Source organism: Gilliamella sp. M0364 (assembly GCF_016100565.1).
Classification (GTDB): Bacteria; Pseudomonadota; Gammaproteobacteria; order Enterobacterales; family Orbaceae; genus Gilliamella; species Gilliamella apis.
Map to the genome: position 1 here is coordinate 1 of NZ_JACFSF010000005.1, position 18,270 is coordinate 18,270.

General features: G+C 35.1%; 17 protein-coding genes. 4 read left to right on the plus strand and 13 right to left on the minus strand.

Annotated elements, in window-relative coordinates; translation table 11 throughout:
* Positions 1-112 precede the first annotated feature (112 nt).
* Positions 113-940 (minus strand): glutamate racemase, encoded by an 828-nt coding sequence (gene murI, locus H3U96_RS07720; RefSeq protein ID WP_198196209.1) that lies wholly within the window; start codon positions 938-940, stop codon positions 113-115.
* 209 nt (positions 941-1,149) lie between these two features.
* Between murI and metK the strand changes: the two genes are divergently transcribed.
* The 4 genes from metK to H3U96_RS07740 all read left to right on the plus strand — a co-directional run bounded on the left by metK (position 1,150) and on the right by H3U96_RS07740 (position 4,256).
* Positions 1,150-2,301 (plus strand): methionine adenosyltransferase, encoded by a 1,152-nt coding sequence (gene metK / locus H3U96_RS07725; protein WP_086360906.1) that lies wholly within the window; start codon positions 1,150-1,152, stop codon positions 2,299-2,301.
* Positions 2,285-2,788, plus strand: coding sequence for a SprT family zinc-dependent metalloprotease (locus H3U96_RS07730; RefSeq protein WP_065651676.1), 504 nt, complete (start codon positions 2,285-2,287; stop codon positions 2,786-2,788). The genes metK and H3U96_RS07730 overlap by 17 nt, the downstream gene beginning before the upstream one ends.
* Before the next feature lie 257 nt (positions 2,789-3,045).
* Entirely contained in the window at positions 3,046-3,420 is a 375-nt protein-coding gene (locus H3U96_RS07735) for a hypothetical protein (protein ID WP_086360907.1), read from the plus strand.
* A complete protein-coding gene (locus H3U96_RS07740; RefSeq protein ID WP_086360908.1) occupies positions 3,414-4,256 on the plus strand; it encodes a 23S rRNA (adenine(2030)-N(6))-methyltransferase RlmJ in 843 nt (280 codons plus the stop codon). The genes H3U96_RS07735 and H3U96_RS07740 overlap by 7 nt, the downstream gene beginning before the upstream one ends.
* Before the next feature lie 83 nt (positions 4,257-4,339).
* On the opposite strand, the gene H3U96_RS07745 is transcribed toward H3U96_RS07740, so the two are convergent.
* From H3U96_RS07745 to H3U96_RS07800, 12 genes are all read right to left on the minus strand, one after another.
* Complete coding sequence (locus H3U96_RS07745) at positions 4,340-4,708, minus strand: diacylglycerol kinase (protein WP_065578341.1); 369 nt, start codon at positions 4,706-4,708, stop codon at positions 4,340-4,342.
* Positions 4,709-4,728: 20 nt separating this feature from the next.
* Complete coding sequence (gene accA / locus H3U96_RS07750) at positions 4,729-5,688, minus strand: acetyl-CoA carboxylase carboxyl transferase subunit alpha (RefSeq protein WP_065578342.1); 960 nt, start codon at positions 5,686-5,688, stop codon at positions 4,729-4,731.
* Positions 5,689-5,927: 239 nt separating this feature from the next.
* The gene (gene dnaE / locus H3U96_RS07755; RefSeq protein WP_198196211.1) at positions 5,928-9,407 is read right to left on the minus strand and encodes a DNA polymerase III subunit alpha; all 3,480 of its coding nucleotides are present in this window, start codon (positions 9,405-9,407) and stop codon (positions 5,928-5,930) included.
* Positions 9,408-9,823: 416 nt separating this feature from the next.
* Entirely contained in the window at positions 9,824-11,068 is a 1,245-nt protein-coding gene (fabF, locus tag H3U96_RS07760; RefSeq protein ID WP_065614599.1) for a beta-ketoacyl-ACP synthase II, read from the minus strand.
* A gap of 155 nt (positions 11,069-11,223) precedes the next feature.
* Positions 11,224-11,457 carry an acyl carrier protein gene (acpP, locus tag H3U96_RS07765; protein ID WP_025316503.1) on the minus strand — a complete coding sequence of 78 codons (234 nt, stop codon included), beginning with the start codon at positions 11,455-11,457 and terminating at the stop codon, positions 11,224-11,226.
* A gap of 150 nt (positions 11,458-11,607) precedes the next feature.
* Positions 11,608-12,342: a 3-oxoacyl-ACP reductase FabG gene (fabG, locus tag H3U96_RS07770; RefSeq protein ID WP_086360910.1), complete on the minus strand. Its 735-nt coding sequence runs from the start codon at positions 12,340-12,342 to the stop codon at positions 11,608-11,610.
* An 18-nt stretch (positions 12,343-12,360) separates the two neighbouring features.
* Positions 12,361-13,296: an ACP S-malonyltransferase gene (gene fabD, locus H3U96_RS07775; RefSeq protein WP_086360911.1), complete on the minus strand. Its 936-nt coding sequence runs from the start codon at positions 13,294-13,296 to the stop codon at positions 12,361-12,363.
* A 35-nt stretch (positions 13,297-13,331) separates the two neighbouring features.
* Positions 13,332-14,285, minus strand: a complete 954-nt coding sequence (locus H3U96_RS07780) for a beta-ketoacyl-ACP synthase III (protein WP_086360912.1) — start codon at positions 14,283-14,285, stop codon at positions 13,332-13,334.
* 4 nt (positions 14,286-14,289) lie between these two features.
* Positions 14,290-15,336, minus strand: a complete 1,047-nt coding sequence (plsX, locus tag H3U96_RS07785; protein ID WP_081300049.1) for a phosphate acyltransferase PlsX — start codon at positions 15,334-15,336, stop codon at positions 14,290-14,292.
* A gap of 33 nt (positions 15,337-15,369) precedes the next feature.
* Positions 15,370-15,537 (minus strand): 50S ribosomal protein L32, encoded by a 168-nt coding sequence (gene rpmF, locus H3U96_RS07790; RefSeq protein ID WP_025316508.1) that lies wholly within the window; start codon positions 15,535-15,537, stop codon positions 15,370-15,372.
* A gap of 4 nt (positions 15,538-15,541) precedes the next feature.
* Positions 15,542-16,051, minus strand: a complete 510-nt coding sequence (yceD, locus tag H3U96_RS07795; RefSeq protein ID WP_065578348.1) for a 23S rRNA accumulation protein YceD — start codon at positions 16,049-16,051, stop codon at positions 15,542-15,544.
* A 297-nt stretch (positions 16,052-16,348) separates the two neighbouring features.
* Entirely contained in the window at positions 16,349-18,268 is a 1,920-nt protein-coding gene (locus H3U96_RS07800) for a transcription antiterminator (RefSeq protein WP_198196213.1), read from the minus strand.
* Positions 18,269-18,270: the final 2 nt, after the last annotated feature.

Here is an 18,270-nt window from a genome sequence, read left to right on the forward strand (position 1 = left end):
ACACGACCTTTGTCTGCTTGTCGCTGACGCCGTGTCAGTGGATGCGCATTATAGGCACTTCTTTTTTTTTGGCAAGTGAAAAATTGCAATTATTTATTTGTTCGAATAAGCTTTAATCAGCATTAACGCTAATACAATGATATTTATTAAGATTATATTCAGTAAATTTTTTAGTTAATTTTTCAACTTGCTGATTATGCAATGTACTTATCACAATATTATCTAAAGTAGATAGTTTATTTAAGCTATTTAGATCATACTGATCATTAAGTAATGTATTAACTCTTGATGCAATTGCATATCCTGAATCGATAAAAGTTGTATTAGGAAAAAGTATTCTTAACTCATCTTTAATAAACGGATAATGAGTACAGCCAAGTACAATAGTATCGGGGACAGTAGATAAATTTAGCCATGGCTGCAATAACTTCTCCAGTTGCTGCATATCAACAGCAATACCTTGTAATTTATTTTCTGCTATATGGGCTAATTCAGATAAACCAAGCAATTTAACATCACAATCTGGAGCAAACTCCTGAATTAAATTACTGGTATATGCTCTTTGTATTGTTGCTTTGGTTGCTAATAACCCTATACATTTATTTTTAGTAACTTTGCTGGCAGGCTTAATTGCAGGTACAACACCGACAATTGGAAAAGGAAAGTTTGTCCGTAAACTTGGTAAACAAATAGTGCTAGCGGTATTACATGCAATCACCGCTAAATCAATAGAGTATGATTGTAAAATGGTAGCAATAATACGATTCACTCTAGCAATTAAATATTCAGATGATTTATCGCCATAGGGAAATCCTTCATTATCAAAGGCATAAATATAATGTAGATTCGGCATTTTACTATAGATTTCATTATAAATAGATAATCCACCGATACCCGAATCAAAAACTAATACCGTGGGAGATTGTTTTACAATATTCATATATAGTTAATGAAGGTTAAAAAAATAAACGAGCATATCCTAAATTGATTAAAATTTTATGCAAGTAATTTTGTTTGTGGTAGTACTGGCTTTTTTCAGAATAAATCATTAAAATGGACGTCTAGATGGTAAAACTGCTAAACACAAGCAACTTTAATAGTTATTTTATATTTAGAGAATTGCACTAAATAAGTTAAAGAAGGTAAAACATGTCAGAATTTCTATTTACTTCAGAATCTGTATCAGAAGGTCATCCAGATAAAATAGCCGATCAAATATCTGATGCAGTATTAGATGCTATTTTAGAACAAGATCCTAAAGCACGAGTTGCTTGCGAAACTTACATAAAAACCGGTATGGCATTAGTTGGTGGAGAAATTACAACTTCTGCATGGGTTGATATTGAAGAATTAACCAGAAAAACCATTAATGATATTGGTTATACTAGTTCAGAAATGGGCTTTGATGCCAACTCTTGTGCAGTTCTCAATGCAATTGGTAAGCAATCGCCGGATATTAATCAAGGTGTTGATCGTCAAAATCCACTGGAGCAAGGTGCTGGTGACCAAGGTATTATGTTTGGTTATGCTACCAATGAAATGCCTAATTTAATGCCAGCGGCAATTAGTTATGCTCATGATCTTATGCGTCGTCAAGCTGAAGTAAGAAAAAATGGTACTCTCCCATGGTTAAGGCCTGATGCCAAAAGCCAAGTCACATTGATTTACCAAGATGGAAAAATCCAAGGAGTCGATACTGTAGTTTTATCGACCCAACATTCAGAAGGCATTGAACAAAAAGCGTTGCATGAAGCGGTTATGGAAGAGATCATTAAACCAACGTTACCAAACGAATGGTTAACTTCAAGAACAAAATATTTTATCAACCCTACTGGACGCTTTGTTATTGGTGGTCCTATGGGAGATTGTGGTTTAACTGGTCGAAAAATTATTGTTGATACCTATGGCGGTGCCGCACGTCATGGTGGTGGTGCATTTTCTGGCAAAGATCCTTCAAAAGTAGACCGCTCAGCAGCTTATGCAGCAAGATATGTTGCCAAAAATATTGTAGCCGCAGGACTTGCTGATAGATGTGAATTACAAATTTCTTACGCTATCGGTGTTGCTCATCCAACTTCTATTTATGTTAATACTTTTGGTACTGAAAAAATTGCTCATGACAAAATTATATCATTAATAAAAGAATTTTTTGATTTACGTCCTTATGGACTAATTCAAATGCTTGATCTTATCCAGCCAATTTATCAAAAAACGGCCAGCTATGGCCATTTTGGTCGAGATATCTTCCCTTGGGAAAAAACCGATAAGGCAGCTATTCTTCGCGATGCAGCAGGATTATAAACACATACCAATTTATCTACATAATCAAGTATTGGCTTGTTTAAGAACCCACTTAATTCAAGCCAATCAAATATTAAAAACCAATTATAAAGAGCCTAAAATCAGTTACAAACCTAAAGGTAGTATTGCTGGCTGCGCATTATTAACCCATTGGGAAATACAACTTAATAGCACAATGCTCTATGAGAATAAGGAAGATTTTATTAATGAAGTTGTGCCTCATGAATTAGCTCATCTCATTACTTTTCAATATTTTGGTAAAGTAAAACCGCATGGCAAAGAATGGCAATATGTCATGTCTAAAATAATGAAAAAAGAACCAAAAGTGACCCATAATTTCAAAATTAAACGCAATGGATATATATATTTTTGTGACTGCCAAGAGCATCATTTATCACCAATACGGCATAACAAAATTATAAATAATAAAACTAGTTATCAATGTCGTAAATGCGGTACTATACTAAAACTTAAAAACTTTAGTTAATTTTAAAATAAACTATGCCTAATTTTGATACCCACTTTTACAAAAGTTCTATATTTATTGTAATTTTAAGCTTTCTCTTATATATCTTAGGTAATTTTTTTCTGCCGTTATATGGCAAACTAACAGTAAGCTTAATCGAACATTTCCAATCATTATTTTTATTATTTATGTGTGGTTATAGCTATTTTTATGCGAAAAGAGTTAAAAATCATTCAAACCTGTATAAATTTTGGATTTGGACAATATTTTGGTGGTTTATGCTATTTGGTCGAGGGATTAGCTGGGGGCGAGATTTTTTCCCCGATGTTCCTCGCTTTTATTATAAAATTATAGCTAGTATTATCATGACAATTCCATTACTGACTATATTTTTGCCAACCATTCGTCACGAGATAACTCGTCGATATAAATATGACACAATTCCGGTCTGGCATCTATTTTTTGCCTTTCTGTTTTTAGGTATTGCTGACACGGCTGAACACCGTCGTTTAGGTTACCAATGGTTAGTTTTGGATCCCGAGCGCAAAGATCTTATTGAAGAGTTGATGGAGATTCCTTGTCTTTTGAGTCTTGCATTGACGACATTTTATATGCAAAAAAATGAACAAAAGAGGTTAAACAAAACATGTTAAGCTATCGCCATAGCTATCACGCAGGCAATCATGCCGATGTATTAAAACATATTGTATTAACATTATGTATTAACTCATTAAAAGAAAAAGAAAAACCATTTTTATACTTAGATACACATTCTGGCGCCGGTCGTTATTTACTACAAAGTGAACATGCTGAAAAAACAGGGGAATATTTATCAGGTATCAATTTAATTTGGCAACAATCAGAAACGCCTGAGTTACTAAACATCTATTTATCGGTTTTAAAACGTTATAACCCTTTTGATAAGTTGAAATATTATTTAGGATCCCCTTTAATTGCTAAACAATTATTAAGAGAACAAGACAAGATCAATCTTACTGAACTTCATCCTACAGATTATCCATTATTGCGACAAGAATTCAGTAAAGATAAGCGAGCTAAGGTATTAAGAGAAGATGGGTTTGCTCAATTAAAATCAAAATTACCGCCAGAGTCTAGACGTGGTATTATTTTGATAGATCCATCATATGAGATAAAAGATGATTACCACAAAATTCCGAAAGCGTTAGTTGAAGCATATAAACGTTTCGCAACTGGCATTTATTTAATTTGGTATCCGGTTGTTTCTCGAACTCAAACGCAAAAGATGATAGATGAAATTGTTAACTTAGGTATTAAGAAAATTTCTCAATTCGAATTTGCAATCAAACCTGATAATAACCAGAAAGGTATGACGGCTTCCGGTATGATAGTTATTAATCCGCCATGGAAATTACAGCAACAAATGCAAACCATTATGCCGTGGTTGAAAAACACCCTTGATACAGAAAAAATGGGGAATTATCTTATTAAAGAATTAGTTCCAGAATAATTTCTAATAGTTATAAACCAAAAATGCGAGAACCTCTCGCATTTTTAATAAATAATATTTAAACAACAATTAAATAATAAAAATCAAGGAAAGAAATGACAAGCAAACAAATAAATCCATAAAATTATAGTTAGTAACAGGGAAAGAAAAACTGCTGCAGAACCATAATCTTTTGCCCGCCCTGATAATTCATGCCTTTCACTACCAATACGATCAACCACGCATTCAATAGCACTATTAAGTAATTCAACAATCATCACAACACCAATTGAACCCAATAATAAAATGCGTTCATAAATAGAAAAATCGATTAGCATTACTGTTATATAAGCGAGAATTAATATAATTAATTCTTGACGAAATGCGACTTCATATTTTATTGCAGACTTAAATCCCTTCAAAGAATATCTTGTCGCATTAATAATGCGTTGCAATCCGGTCGGTTTATTCATATTTATATTCGATCCCTAAATTATCGTACATAACCGTAGTTCATAAGACGTTGGAATCTTCTTTCGAGCAGTTCTGGTAATGCTAAACCTTCTAATTCATCCAGGTCAGCTAATAATTGTGCTTTAAGTGAAGTAGCAGTAGCAGTATAGTCACGATGAGCGCCACCAAGAGGTTCTGGTACGATAGAATCGATCAGATTCAATTTTATCAATTTGTCAGCAGTCATATTCATTGCTTCTGCTGCTACTGGCGCTTTATCAGCACTTTTCCATAAAATTGATGCACATCCTTCCGGAGAAATAACAGAGTAAGTACTATACTGTAGCATATTAACTTTGTCTGCGACACCAATTGCAAGTGCGCCACCCGATCCTCCTTCACCAATGACAGTACAAATTGTTGGTACATTTAATCGTGACATTTCACGTAGGTTACGGGCAATTGCTTCAGCTTGTCCTCTTTCCTCTGCACCAATTCCAGGATAGGCTCCTGGAGTATCAATAAATGTAATAATTGGTAACTTAAATCGCTCAGCCATTTGCATTAATCTCAATGCTTTACGGTAACCTTCTGGAGCAGGCATACCAAAGTTACGATAGATTTTCTGTTTGGTTTCACGACCTTTTTGGTGCCCAATAACCATAACTGGGCGATCATCTATACGCGCTATGCCACCAACAATTGCCTTATCATCAGCATAGGCTCTATCACCAGCCAACTCATCAAAATCAGTAAAAATTTCATTGATATAGTCTAATGTGTAAGGGCGATTAGGGTGCCTAGCTAATTGAGCCACATCCCAAGGCGATAGATTAGAAAATATTTTTTTAGTCAATTCACGACTTTTCTGATTCAATTGCTTAATTTCTTTATCTAAATTAATATCTAATTCAACTTGTTGCGAATCAATATTCTTTAAGGAATTAATTTTTGCTTCTAATTCCGCTATCGGCTTTTCAAATTCCAAAAAATTGTTCATAACGCTTGTGATTGCCTCTTGTATTATTTGTATTTTATTAAAAATACGTTACTAAATTTAGTATACTGACTATTTATTAAAATAAAATTAAACCAATTCTACTATGTAATTGTCATTGAAGTCATCAATATTTATTATTAATAGACTTAAACAGGTTAAATAGCACCTTTAATATTTATTTAAATCTTTATTTCTAAATAGCCCAGATTTTTATTACTTATTCGATTAATATAACTTAATTAATCAAATTCAAAATTTACACGCTCATTACCTAGTAATGTTTTTAGTTCTATTATTAGTGCATCTTCAGGTACTATACGCCAAGTGGTACCAAATTGTAGGCGTACGATAGAGTCTTCTCTTTGATAATATAAATTAATTGGTACACTACCGTGTCGATAAGGTTCTATAATTTGCTGTAGTCGTTGTAGGATTGCCCGATTAACCTCAATATCAGTTAATGTAATAGCTAACCATTTAACATATTTAGCCCGAGCATCTTTTAAATCAACAATATCACGAACAGATAATTTAAAACCACCATTGAAATCATCATGACTTACTTGCCCTGAAACAATTAGAATTTTATCTTTTACCAGTAAATGACCAAATTTATCTAATGCTTCAGAAAAAAGCATGCCATCAATTCGTCCTGACCTATCATCTAAAGTAAATAATCCAATTTTATTACCTTTTTTGGTAATTCGAACTCTGGCATCAACAACAATACCGGCAAAAGTAGCCATTTTGCCCCATCCAGTAGGTGCTGCCTCGCTAATACGAAGGCCCCCTGAATATCGATTGAGTTCTTTTAAATATTGAGTAACCGGATGGCCGGTTAAATAAAGTCCTAATGCTTCACGTTCACCATCAAGTAAAACTTGTGCTGGTAATTCAGGTACAGCAGCATATGCATGTTCAACTTGTTCTGGTTCTTCAGCAAGGACTCCGAACATATCTTCTTGACCAATATTCTGTGCTTTAGCATATTGATCTGCTGCTTGCATGGCATCATTAATACTATGTAAAATAGCTGCTCTATGTGGGCCCAATTTATCAAAAGCCCCTGCCATAGTTAATTTCTCTAAGACACGTCGGTTAATTTTTTTCATATCAGTTCGAGCACAAAGCTCAAAGATATTTTTAAAATATCCGCCGCTATTACGCGCCTCTACAATTGCTTCAATCGGCCCTTCACCTACCCCTTTTATGGCACCAATTCCATAAACAATTTCACCTTTATCATTGACATGAAAATGGTAAAGACCACTGTTAATATCTGGAGGATTAACTTGCAACCCCATTCGTAGACATTCGTCAACTAAACCAACAATTTTATCTGTATTGTCCATATCAGCTGTCATTACAGCAGCCATAAATTCAGCCGGATAATGAGTTTTTAACCATAATGTTTGATATGAAACCAGTGCATAAGCTGCGGAGTGAGATTTATTAAAACCATAGCCAGCAAATTTTTCAACCAGGTCAAAAATATGCATTGAAAGCTCACCATCAACGCCTTGCTTTTCCGCACCTTCTTTAAAAACAGAACGCTGCTTAGCCATCTCTTCTGGTTTTTTCTTACCCATCGCTCGTCGTAACAAGTCTGCACCACCTAGCGTATAACCAGATAGTGTTTGGGCAATTTGCATAACTTGTTCTTGATATAAAATTATGCCATAGGTTGGTTCTAATATTGGTTTAAGAGATTCGTGTTGATGATTGATATCTGGATATGATACTTCTTCTCGTCCATGCTTACGGTCAATAAAATTATCTACCATCCCTGACTGTAACGGCCCCGGTCGAAATAAAGCAACTAACGCGATCATATCTTCAAAGCAGTCTGGTTTTAACCGCCTGATCAAATCTTTCATACCACGCGATTCCAATTGGAAGACCGCGGTAGTTTCAGCTTTTAATAATAATTGGAAAGATTCTTCATCATCTAATGGAATACGAGTAATATCAACTGAGGCCTTACCATCCCTTAACTGGCGCTCATTAATCATTTTAATCGCCCAGTCAATAATGGTTAAGGTACGTAATCCTAAGAAGTCAAATTTAACTAGTCCAGCATATTCAACATCATTTTTATCAAATTGCGTTACTGGATGGTGGCCTTCTGGATCACAATAAATAGGAGAAAAATCAGTAATCTTAGTTGGCGATATTACAACACCTCCAGCATGTTTACCTGCATTTCGAGTAACACCTTCCAACTGTCTTGCGATATCAATAAGCGACTTAACTTCTTCGTTATTATCATAAAGCTCTTGTAGTTGTGGTTCAGCTTCAAACGCCTTAGCTAAGGTCATACCAGGATCAAGAGGAATTAATTTTGAGATACGATCGACAAATCCATAAGGATGGCCAAGTACTCGCCCTACATCACGGATAACCGCTTTAGCAGCCATAGTACCAAAGGTAATAATTTGCGATACAGCATCTCGACCATACATATCAGCAACGTGATCAATAACCATATCACGCTTTTCCATACAAAAGTCGACATCAAAATCCGGCATTGAAACCCGTTCTGGATTTAAAAAACGTTCAAAAAGTAAATCAAATGCTAATGGATCTAAATCAGTTATTTTTAAAGCATATGCAACTAATGAACCTGCTCCTGAACCACGTCCAGGGCCAACGGGAATATCGTTATCTTTTGACCATTGAATAAATTCCATTACGATCAAAAAGTAACCCGGGAAACCCATCTGATTTATTACGTTTAATTCTGTTTCTAATCGTTCATCATATTCTGGACGTTTTTGTTTTCGTTCTTCGGGATCAGGAAAAAGAAATTCTAATCTCTCTTCTAAACCTTCTCGAGATTTATGTACCAAAAAATCTTCCGTCGACATATCACCAGTAGGAAATTGTGGTAGGAAATATTCACCAAGCCTTATAGTAACATTGCATCGCTTAGCTATTTCTACACTATTTTCTAATGCCTCTGGAATATCTGAAAATAAATCGCACATCTCTTGTTCAGTACGCAAATATTGTTCAGCTGAATAATTTTTCGGTCTATTAGGATCTTCAAGTGTATTACCATCATGAATAGCGACGCGAATTTCATGTGCTTCAAAATCCGAAGATTTCAAAAATCGTACATCATTAGTCGCCACAACAGGTAAGGCATGTTGTTCTGCTAGCTTAATAGCACTATGAATAAATAATTCTTCATTAAGGCGATTTGTGCGAACCAATTCAAAATAAAAGTGTTGATTAAAATTTTCTTGATAAAAGTTAATTGCATCATCAATAATCGCCTGATTATCACGAATAATACCAATACCAATATTACTTTCACGACCAGCTAATATGATTAAACCATTGCGATGCAATGTTAACCATTCTTGATCAACAACTGGTAAATCTCCAATATAGCCACGCTGGTAAGCTTTAGAAATTAATAAAGTAAGATTTTGGTAGCCTTCATTATTTGCAGCTAATAATGTTAACCGATAAACCTCATCACTTAATTGTGAATTTTTAACAGCTAAATCGGCACCAATAATCGGTTTGATGCCCTTACCCATTGCTGAACCATAAAACTTCACCAGTCCACACAGATTGGTAAAATCAGTAATAGCAAAAGCAGGCATTTGCAACTTGCTGACTTCATTAACTAAAGCACCTACTTTAGCAATGCCATCAATCATTGAAAAATCGCTATGTAAGTGAAGATGAATAAACTTAGGTTCAGTCATATTTACCAAAAATAATTACTCCGAAAATTAGCCTCAATTATAGCATAAACCATATGAATATTCTTATTGTCTTTATTTATCGGGAAATCCCATAACGGACAAATAAAACTCGTTATTTATATTAAAAATTTTTAATAGTTAATCGCTTTATCCATCACGATATTTTGCCATTTTTAGTGATATACCTAAATAGTAATATTAAATTAGTTAGTATTAACAGTTGGTTAGCTTCTTTGACACAGATATGAACTTTTTAAACTGATACTAACTAAATAAAGATTTTTAGATAATACAAATTAATATCAAAATTTATCCATAGGTATAACTACGATTATCGCTGAGGAAAACTTATCGTTTATGGGAGAAAACAATAAAAGGTGTGATTCCCATCACCAAATTGTGATGGGAAAAAAAGATTAGATCTTTTTAAATAAAACTGAACCGTTAGTACCACCAAAACCAAATGAATTACAAAGCGCATATTCTAAGTTTTTCACTTGACGAGCTGTATGTGGAACATAATCCAGATCACAACCCTCATCAGGGTTATCAAGATTAATTGTTGGTGGAACAGCTTGATCACGTAATGCAAGCACCGTAAAGATAGATTCAACAGCACCAGCAGCACCTAATAAATGCCCAATCATTGATTTAGTTGAACTTACCATTACTTTATTAGCGTTTTCTTGAAAAATACTTTTAACTGCCTGCGTTTCAGCTTTATCGCCAGCTGGAGTTGACGTACCATGCGCATTAATATATCCAACTTGTTCCGCTGTTATACCTGCATCTCGAATAGCACATTTCATAGCTAATGCTGCGCCACTACCATTTTCTGGAGGTGAAGTCATATGATAAGCATCGCCACTCATACCAAAACCAACGATCTCAGCATAAATTTTAGCGCCACGTTTTTTAGCATGTTCATATTCTTCTAAGAACATGATACCGGCACCATCACCAAGCACAAAACCATCACGGTCTTTATCCCATGGGCGACTTGCAGCTTTAGGATTATCATTGTTAGTTGATAATGCACGAGCAGCACCAAAACCACCAATACCCAATGGTGTACTGGCTTTTTCACCACCGCCGGCTAACATTGCATCGGCATCACCATAAGCAATCATACGTGCAGCATGACCAATATTATGCACGCCCGATGAACAAGCGGTAGCAATAGTAATACTTGGCCCCTTTAATCCGTAGATAATTGATAAATGACCAGCAATCATATTGACTATTGTTGATGGCACAAAAAATGGGCTAATTTTACGCGGTCCACCATTGACTAATGCACTATGATTTTCTTCAATTAATCCTAGTCCACCAATACCTGAACCGATAGCACAACCGATGCGTTCTGCGTTTTCTTCAGTAACTTCAATGCCAGCATCTTGCATTGCTTGCATACCTGCAGCAATACCATATTGGATAAAATAATCCATTTTACGAGCATCTTTACGTGAAATATTATAATCTTCGCCATTAAAGTCTTTAACCATTGCGGCGAAGCGCGTTGCAAAAGGGGCTGTATCAAAGTGTTCTATAAGTTCTACGCCACTTTGACCTGCTAATAATGCTTGCCAAGTAGACTCAACTGTATTACCTAATGGAGATATCATGCCCATTCCAGTAACAACAACTCTGCGTTTAGACACATTGTCCTCCAGAAAAGGATTGAAATGAAATTTGAATCATTGAAAATTTTATTATGAGTTTTCAAAATTTTACGTCAAATTAACTCTATAAAATAGAGACATAAATAAAAAACTAGGCGATCATTTGACCGCCTATTGTGAAAACTCTGCTAACCTTATTGATTTGCAGTAATATAATCAATTGCTGATTGTACAGTTGTAATTTTTTCAGCTTCTTCATCAGGAATTTCTGTATCAAATTCTTCTTCTAAAGCCATAACTAATTCAACTGTGTCAAGAGAGTCAGCGCCAAGATCTTCAACGAAAGAAGATTCATTCTTAACTTCGTCCTCTTTCACACCAAGTTGCTCAACAATAATTTTCTTAACTCGCTCTTCAATAGTGCTCATACTCTTTTTTTTCCTATAAATATCGCCGAAAGTGGCGGTGAATGTAAGTTTATAAAATGTTGAAAAAGATGCCAATCATTTTTCAACCCAATTGCTTATTTTTTGTTCAAAACATCAAATTATTGGTTTATTTTACACTATTCTGATCAATTACACCATATACATGCCACCATTGACATGTAAAGTTTCACCTGTGATGTAAGATGCGTCATCAGAAGCCAAAAAAGCCACCGCATTAGCAATCTCAGCTGGTTCACCTAAACGTCCTGCTGGTACTTGCGCTAATGTTAACGCTTTTTGCTCATCCGTTAGTGCTTCTGTCATATCAGTTGCAATAAACCCTGGCGCTACCACGTTAACAGTAATTCCTCGAGATGCAACTTCACGTGCTAAAGATTTACTAAATCCGATTAATCCTGCTTTTGCTGCAGAATAATTAGCCTGACCTGCGTTACCCATAGTTCCTACAACTGAACCTATAGTAATAATTCGGCCATAACGTTTTTTCATCATAGTACGCATTAATGCCTTTGATAAACGAAAAACTGATGTTAAGTTAGTATCTAAAATGTCTTGCCATTCATCTTCTTTCATTCGCATTAATAAATTATCACGGGTAATACCTGCGTTATTAACTAAAATATCAATATCGCCAAACTCCGTTTTAATTGCATTAATAACTGATTCGATAGATGCTTCGTCAGTTACATTTAGTGCTAAACCTTTTCCGTTAGAGCCTAAATATTCACTTATGGCCTGTGCGCCTTTTTCTGTCGTTGCAGTACCAATCACTGTTGCACCACATGCAACTAATTTTTCCGCAATGGCCTTTCCAATTCCACGGCTTGCACCAGTTACTAAAGCAATTTTTCCTGATAGGTTCATAACTACCCCTTTTGTATTCTATTTAGTATTTTCAATTGCAACATCTAATGACGCTTTATCATTAACAGCACAAGCTGATAATGAATCAACAATTCGTTTAGTTAAGCCAGTTAAAACTTTACCTGGGCCCATCTCAACTAATAGTGTTACACCTTGTTTTGCCATTTCTTCAACCGTTTCAGTCCAACGAACTGGGCTATATAACTGGGCTATTAATGCCGCTTTAATATTTTCTGCAGATGATTCAACTTTAACATCAACGTTATTAATCACAGCAAATTGAGGTGCATTAAACGTCATGTTATTTAAAGTTGTCGCTAGTTTATCAGCGGCTGGTTTCATTAATGCACAATGTGAAGGAACACTTACCGCCAATGGTAAAGCACGTTTAGCTCCGGCTTCTTTACAAAGCGCACCAGCACGTTCAACCGCTTCTTTATTACCAGCAATAACAACTTGGCCTGGTGAATTAAAATTAACTGGCGCGACAACTTGACCTTGAGCAGCTTCTTCACATGCTTTTCGAATTGAATCGTTATCTAAACCAATAATAGCAAACATTGCACCAGTACCACTTGGCACTGCCTCTTGCATTAATTTACCACGTAACTCTACTAATTTAATAGCGTCTTTAAAATCTATCACACCAGCACATACTAATGCTGAATATTCACCCAAACTGTGACCAGCCATAAATTCTGGTTGAGGACCATTAATACTTTGCCAAACTCGGTAAATCGCAACCGATGCAGCAAGTAATGCCGGTTGTGTTTGCCAAGTTTTATTTAATTCTTCAGCTGGACCATCTTGCACTAAAGTCCATAAATCATAACCTAATACTTGTGATGCTTCATCGAAAGTTGATTTCACAACTGAATAATTTTCAGCAAGATCTTTTAACATACCAACAGCTTGTGAGCCTTGTCCTGGAAATACCATTGCAAATTTGGTCATTTTGAAATCCTTGATTACCTAAATAATTTATAAAATTAAAATCTAACGAGTGCTGAGCCCCAAACAAAGCCGCCACCGAAAGCTTCTAATAAAATTAGTTGCCCACGTTTAATACGTCCATCTCGTACACCTGTATCTAATGCACAAGGTACTGATGCAGCAGAAGTATTACCTTGTTTATCCAGCGTAACAATCACCTTACTCATATCCATATCAAGACGTTTGGCTGTAGCTGAAATAATACGTAAATTAGCTTGATGTGGCACTAACCAATCTAAATCAGATTTATTAAAGGCATTTTCGGTTAAAAGTTCATCAACTAGATTAGAAAGTTCTTTGACTGCAATTTTGAATACGTCATTACCTTGCATTGTCATATAGACAGGGTCATTAAGAGAACGGCGATCAACATATGGGTATTTTAATAATTCGCCATATCGGCCGTCGGCATGTAAATGAGAGGCAATAAGACCAGGATCTTCAGAAGCACCAACCACAACAGCTCCAGCACCATCACCGAAAATGATAATTGTACCGCGATCATTTGGATCAACACCGCGGGTTAACATATCAGAACCAACAACTAAGGCATATTTTATTACACCACTTTTTACATATTTATCAGCAATATCTAATGCATAAATAAATCCAGAACAAGCTGCCGACACATCAAAGGCAACCACATCACCGAGATCTAATTTAGCTTGTAATTCTGTAGCTGAACTAGGAAAAGCATTAGCTGATGTTGCTGTTGCAACAATAATTAAACCAATTTCTTGTTTATCAATATCCGCCATTTCAATAGCTTTAATCGCGGCTTCATAGGCCATACTAGTAACAGTTTCATCAGGTGCAGCTATCCGTCTTTCTTTAATACCTGTACGAGTAGTTATCCATTCGTCGCTAGTATCCACCATTTTTTCAAGATCGGTATTGGTTCTTATTTGTTTTGGAAGATAACTTCCTGTTCCTAATATTTTTGTATACATCGAATTATTCGCTCTTGGGTAGTGCAGAAGAAAGGCTATTGGCAATCTTCTCTGGTATATTGGTTTCGATAGCTAAAATAGCTTGCTCAATTGCTGCAAAAAATGATTTTTGATTGGCACTACCGTGACTTTTAATCACAATACTTTGAAGACCAAGTAAACAAGCGCCATTATATCGCCCAGGGTCTAAATAGCCAAAATTTTTTACTATTTTTCTTTGCAGCCATTTACTCAAAAATTTCATAACTAATGAGTTGTGTCCTAAAAGCATTTTGAACGAAGATAGAAAAATTTTAATTAACCCTTCTACCGTTTTCAAAGTCACATTACCAACAAAGCCGTCACAAACTAATACATCGGTTTTACCAGTTAATAGCTCATTACCTTCTAAATAACCGATATAATTAATTTGATGATTAGCCTTCAAAACAGATGCTGCAGCACGAATTTTATCCAATCCTTTAATGTCTTCTTCACCAATATTAAGCAAAGCAACACGAGGATTTTCAATATGAAGAACCGATTTTGCTAGTATTTCACCCATTATAGCAAATTGAACCAGCATATCACTATCACATTCAGCATTTGCCCCCAAATCAAGAACCACAGTATTTTGATTATTTAATGCAGGAATGGTGGCAACTAATGCTGGTCGATCAATGCCTGTTAAAGAATGCAACAACAACTTAGATAACCCCATCAGCGCACCAGTATTACCAGCGCTAACACAAGCTTGAGCTTTATTATTTTTTACTAATTCTAATGCAATTCTCATTGACGAACCCTGGCTATGCCTAATTGCATAAGAAGGTTTCATATCGTTAGTAATGATAGATGTTGATTCTGTCACCATCAAGCGACCTGTTTCTTGGTACTGGGTAACTAGCTTGGCATTTTCTTTAGACAAAAAAAATCTAACTTCCTTTATGTCACCAACAAGGAAGATAGAAAGATTTGGATAATGATGTAATGCTTGAATTGCAGCAGGAACAACAATACGAGGACCAAAGTCCCCGCTCATAGCATCTAACGCAATGGTTAGATTATCCAAAATGTCACCTGAAGATTTCTAATTACTAATTAATTATTTAGAAATTACTTTTCGGCCGCGATAATAACCATCAGCGGTTACGTGATGACGTAAATGAGTTTTACCTGATTCATCAACTGAGATATTAGCAACAGTTAATGCATCATGAGAACGACGCATACCACGTTTTGCACGAGTTTTACGATTCTGTTGAACAGCCATGGATTTACCCCTTATTCTTTAAACTAACTAAAATTGCAAATGGATTTGGTTTTTCATTCTCAGCAGGAATTTCACCAAACACCATATCTGCCTCTGACACTTCGCAGTGTTTACTATCATGCACCGGCGCAATTGGTAATGAGAGAATAATTTCGTCTTCAATTAACGCTAATATATCTACTTCACCAAACTCGTTAACTAAAACGGGCTCATAATGTTCCGGTAATTTCTCTGCTTGAGCATCGCTCTTAACAGGACTAAATTTATTCATCACATGAACTTCAGTGATAAAAGGTTTAAAACAACGCTGGCAAATTTGTTCTAGCGTCATTTTTGCATCAATGGTGATAACACAAAGTCTTTGCTCATCAAAATCAAAAGACAAATGACATTCGATATCACTTTTTGGACTTTCAATCCTTGTTGCACTTTGAGCTGGATAATATCCAACATAATCAAGTCTTTTTTGTGCTGCTTTGATTGGGTCAATTGTTAATGGTAATTTATTTTGCATAAGATATGCATGCCTACCTTAAAAATTATTAAGTGCAGCTAAAAACCACACAAAGCCATAAGGCGCGCATAATACCTTTAAATCACCATTTCGTCAATGGGCAAGCACATGATAATTTGATTTAATTGTTGATTATTTCTTAAATATTTATAATTATTATTTTACTTATTTCTTAACAAAAAATTTTGAGGAACAAGGTTTTTTAGCGCTCAAAATTGTTATTTATTTAATCGCTAAATAACTTGTGTTACACGCTTAGTTGAATCCCTTTCTTAATTGCAAATTAAATCGAGTTTATTACGATAAACGCCCAAAACTATCTTTTACAATAGCTTGAAAATCATCGAAATTACGACTATTTAACAACCGTTTAGTCGATCTTTCTTTAACAAAATTGACGACTAAGTTATAAATTCGCATCGCATCTTCGTATTCATCTTTGCTAATTGCTAATAAGAAAATAACATGCGCAATTTCATTTTTATTCCATTCAATACCTTGAGGAGCCAAAATAGTGGTCACTACTGTCTTTTTGGCCAACAAACCAACTGAATGAGGAATAGCAATATTTTCACCGATTAAAGTCGATACAATACTTTCTCGTTCTACTACCGATGGATAAAAGTCCTGTCCCACATATCCAGATTCTTCCAGCCGCTGACAAACTATTTGGAACAGTTCACTTTGCGTCATCGGTTTGTCAATAATTAGGAAAAATTTTTCATTAAAAAAACGCTCAATAATATATGGCATAGTGCGATCAACCATTGATAAACGCCCTAATTGTTCTAGTTGATAAGGCGTTGGAAATGGTGCTATTTTCACTATTTGCTTATCTTTCTCGTTTAAGCGAACCGTAGACACCACAAAATCTTCTTCAATATGCGTTAACTGTTCATACTCTCTATAAGAAATCGTTCGATTAATTAAAATATGAGGAAAATCGCGTTTAATTTTTGATTCAATCATACGTAAAGTGGCGTTACCTAATTCACTGACTAATAAAATTTGCACTAATCTTTTATATCCTGCACTATAATTGCGCTCTAAGGCTACCCCTATATGAATTGCTAAATAGCTGATTTCGTCTTCAGTCATTTTCACATCAGTAAACTTAGGAATATTCGCTAATGCCGATAAAGTAATATCATAAGCAAAAGGATAATATTGTTTAATTTCATGTAATAACGGATTAGAAGTATGAATTTGATATTTTATACGAGATAGCAACGATGAAATATGAATTAACATATCTTGACGTAGCTTCATATCTTGTTTCAAATTATAGTGATAAGAATCATTGATATAAGATAAGATATGTTCAAATAACTCTAAACTTTTAGCTTGATTAGGTGATTCCATAATAGTGCGCGACATAATCTGCACACATAAATAGTTGAATTCAGCATCAGAAAGGGTACTACCTAAAAAATAGGAGAAGCCTTCAGAAACCTCACGCGCAGCACCAATAACTGTCGAATCAATATTATCGACTTGATATTCAACTAATTCATACCCTTGCGTAATTCTGGTGATTGAAACGGCACAACAATAGAGCAAATATCCTTGCCCTTCCGAGGTTAATTTTAATTCAAAACGTTCAAACTGATTTTGTAGTACACTTTCCAGATAATCTAAATCAATATCAGATAATATCGTCTGAATTAACCGATTAACATTGATAGTGTCCCCTGTGATATGATGTTGCCATAAAATATCAGTTAAACATGCTCGAATAGCCGATTCCTCACCAACTAATCGCATACCTGAATAAGGACGATTATCCAGCGATAAATGGTATTTATCTAAATATTGCTTAACTTCAATAACATCATTTTGTAATGTATTACGGCTCAAAAACCATTCACCTGCAATATCATCCAATTTTACCGACTTTGATTGAGTTAAAAATGCAATCAATAAAGCGGAAACGCGCTCTTTATTAGTTCGAGGAACCCGTTCTATTTGCTGAACAACCGGAATGGTTGCATACAGATTAGGATCTGTTATGATAAGGTGATAACCAACGTTTTTAATATAATCAACTTGCGCACCATACTTATTTAATACATCGTTAAGCGCAACAATATCAGATCGAATCGTTCTGATTGATACTGTAAAACGATTTGCTAGCTCTTTTTGAGGTAGCAATTCGTTTTTTATGGTATCAAAAATATACGCTAATCTTTGATAAGGGAATAGCAATTTAGATGCCATTA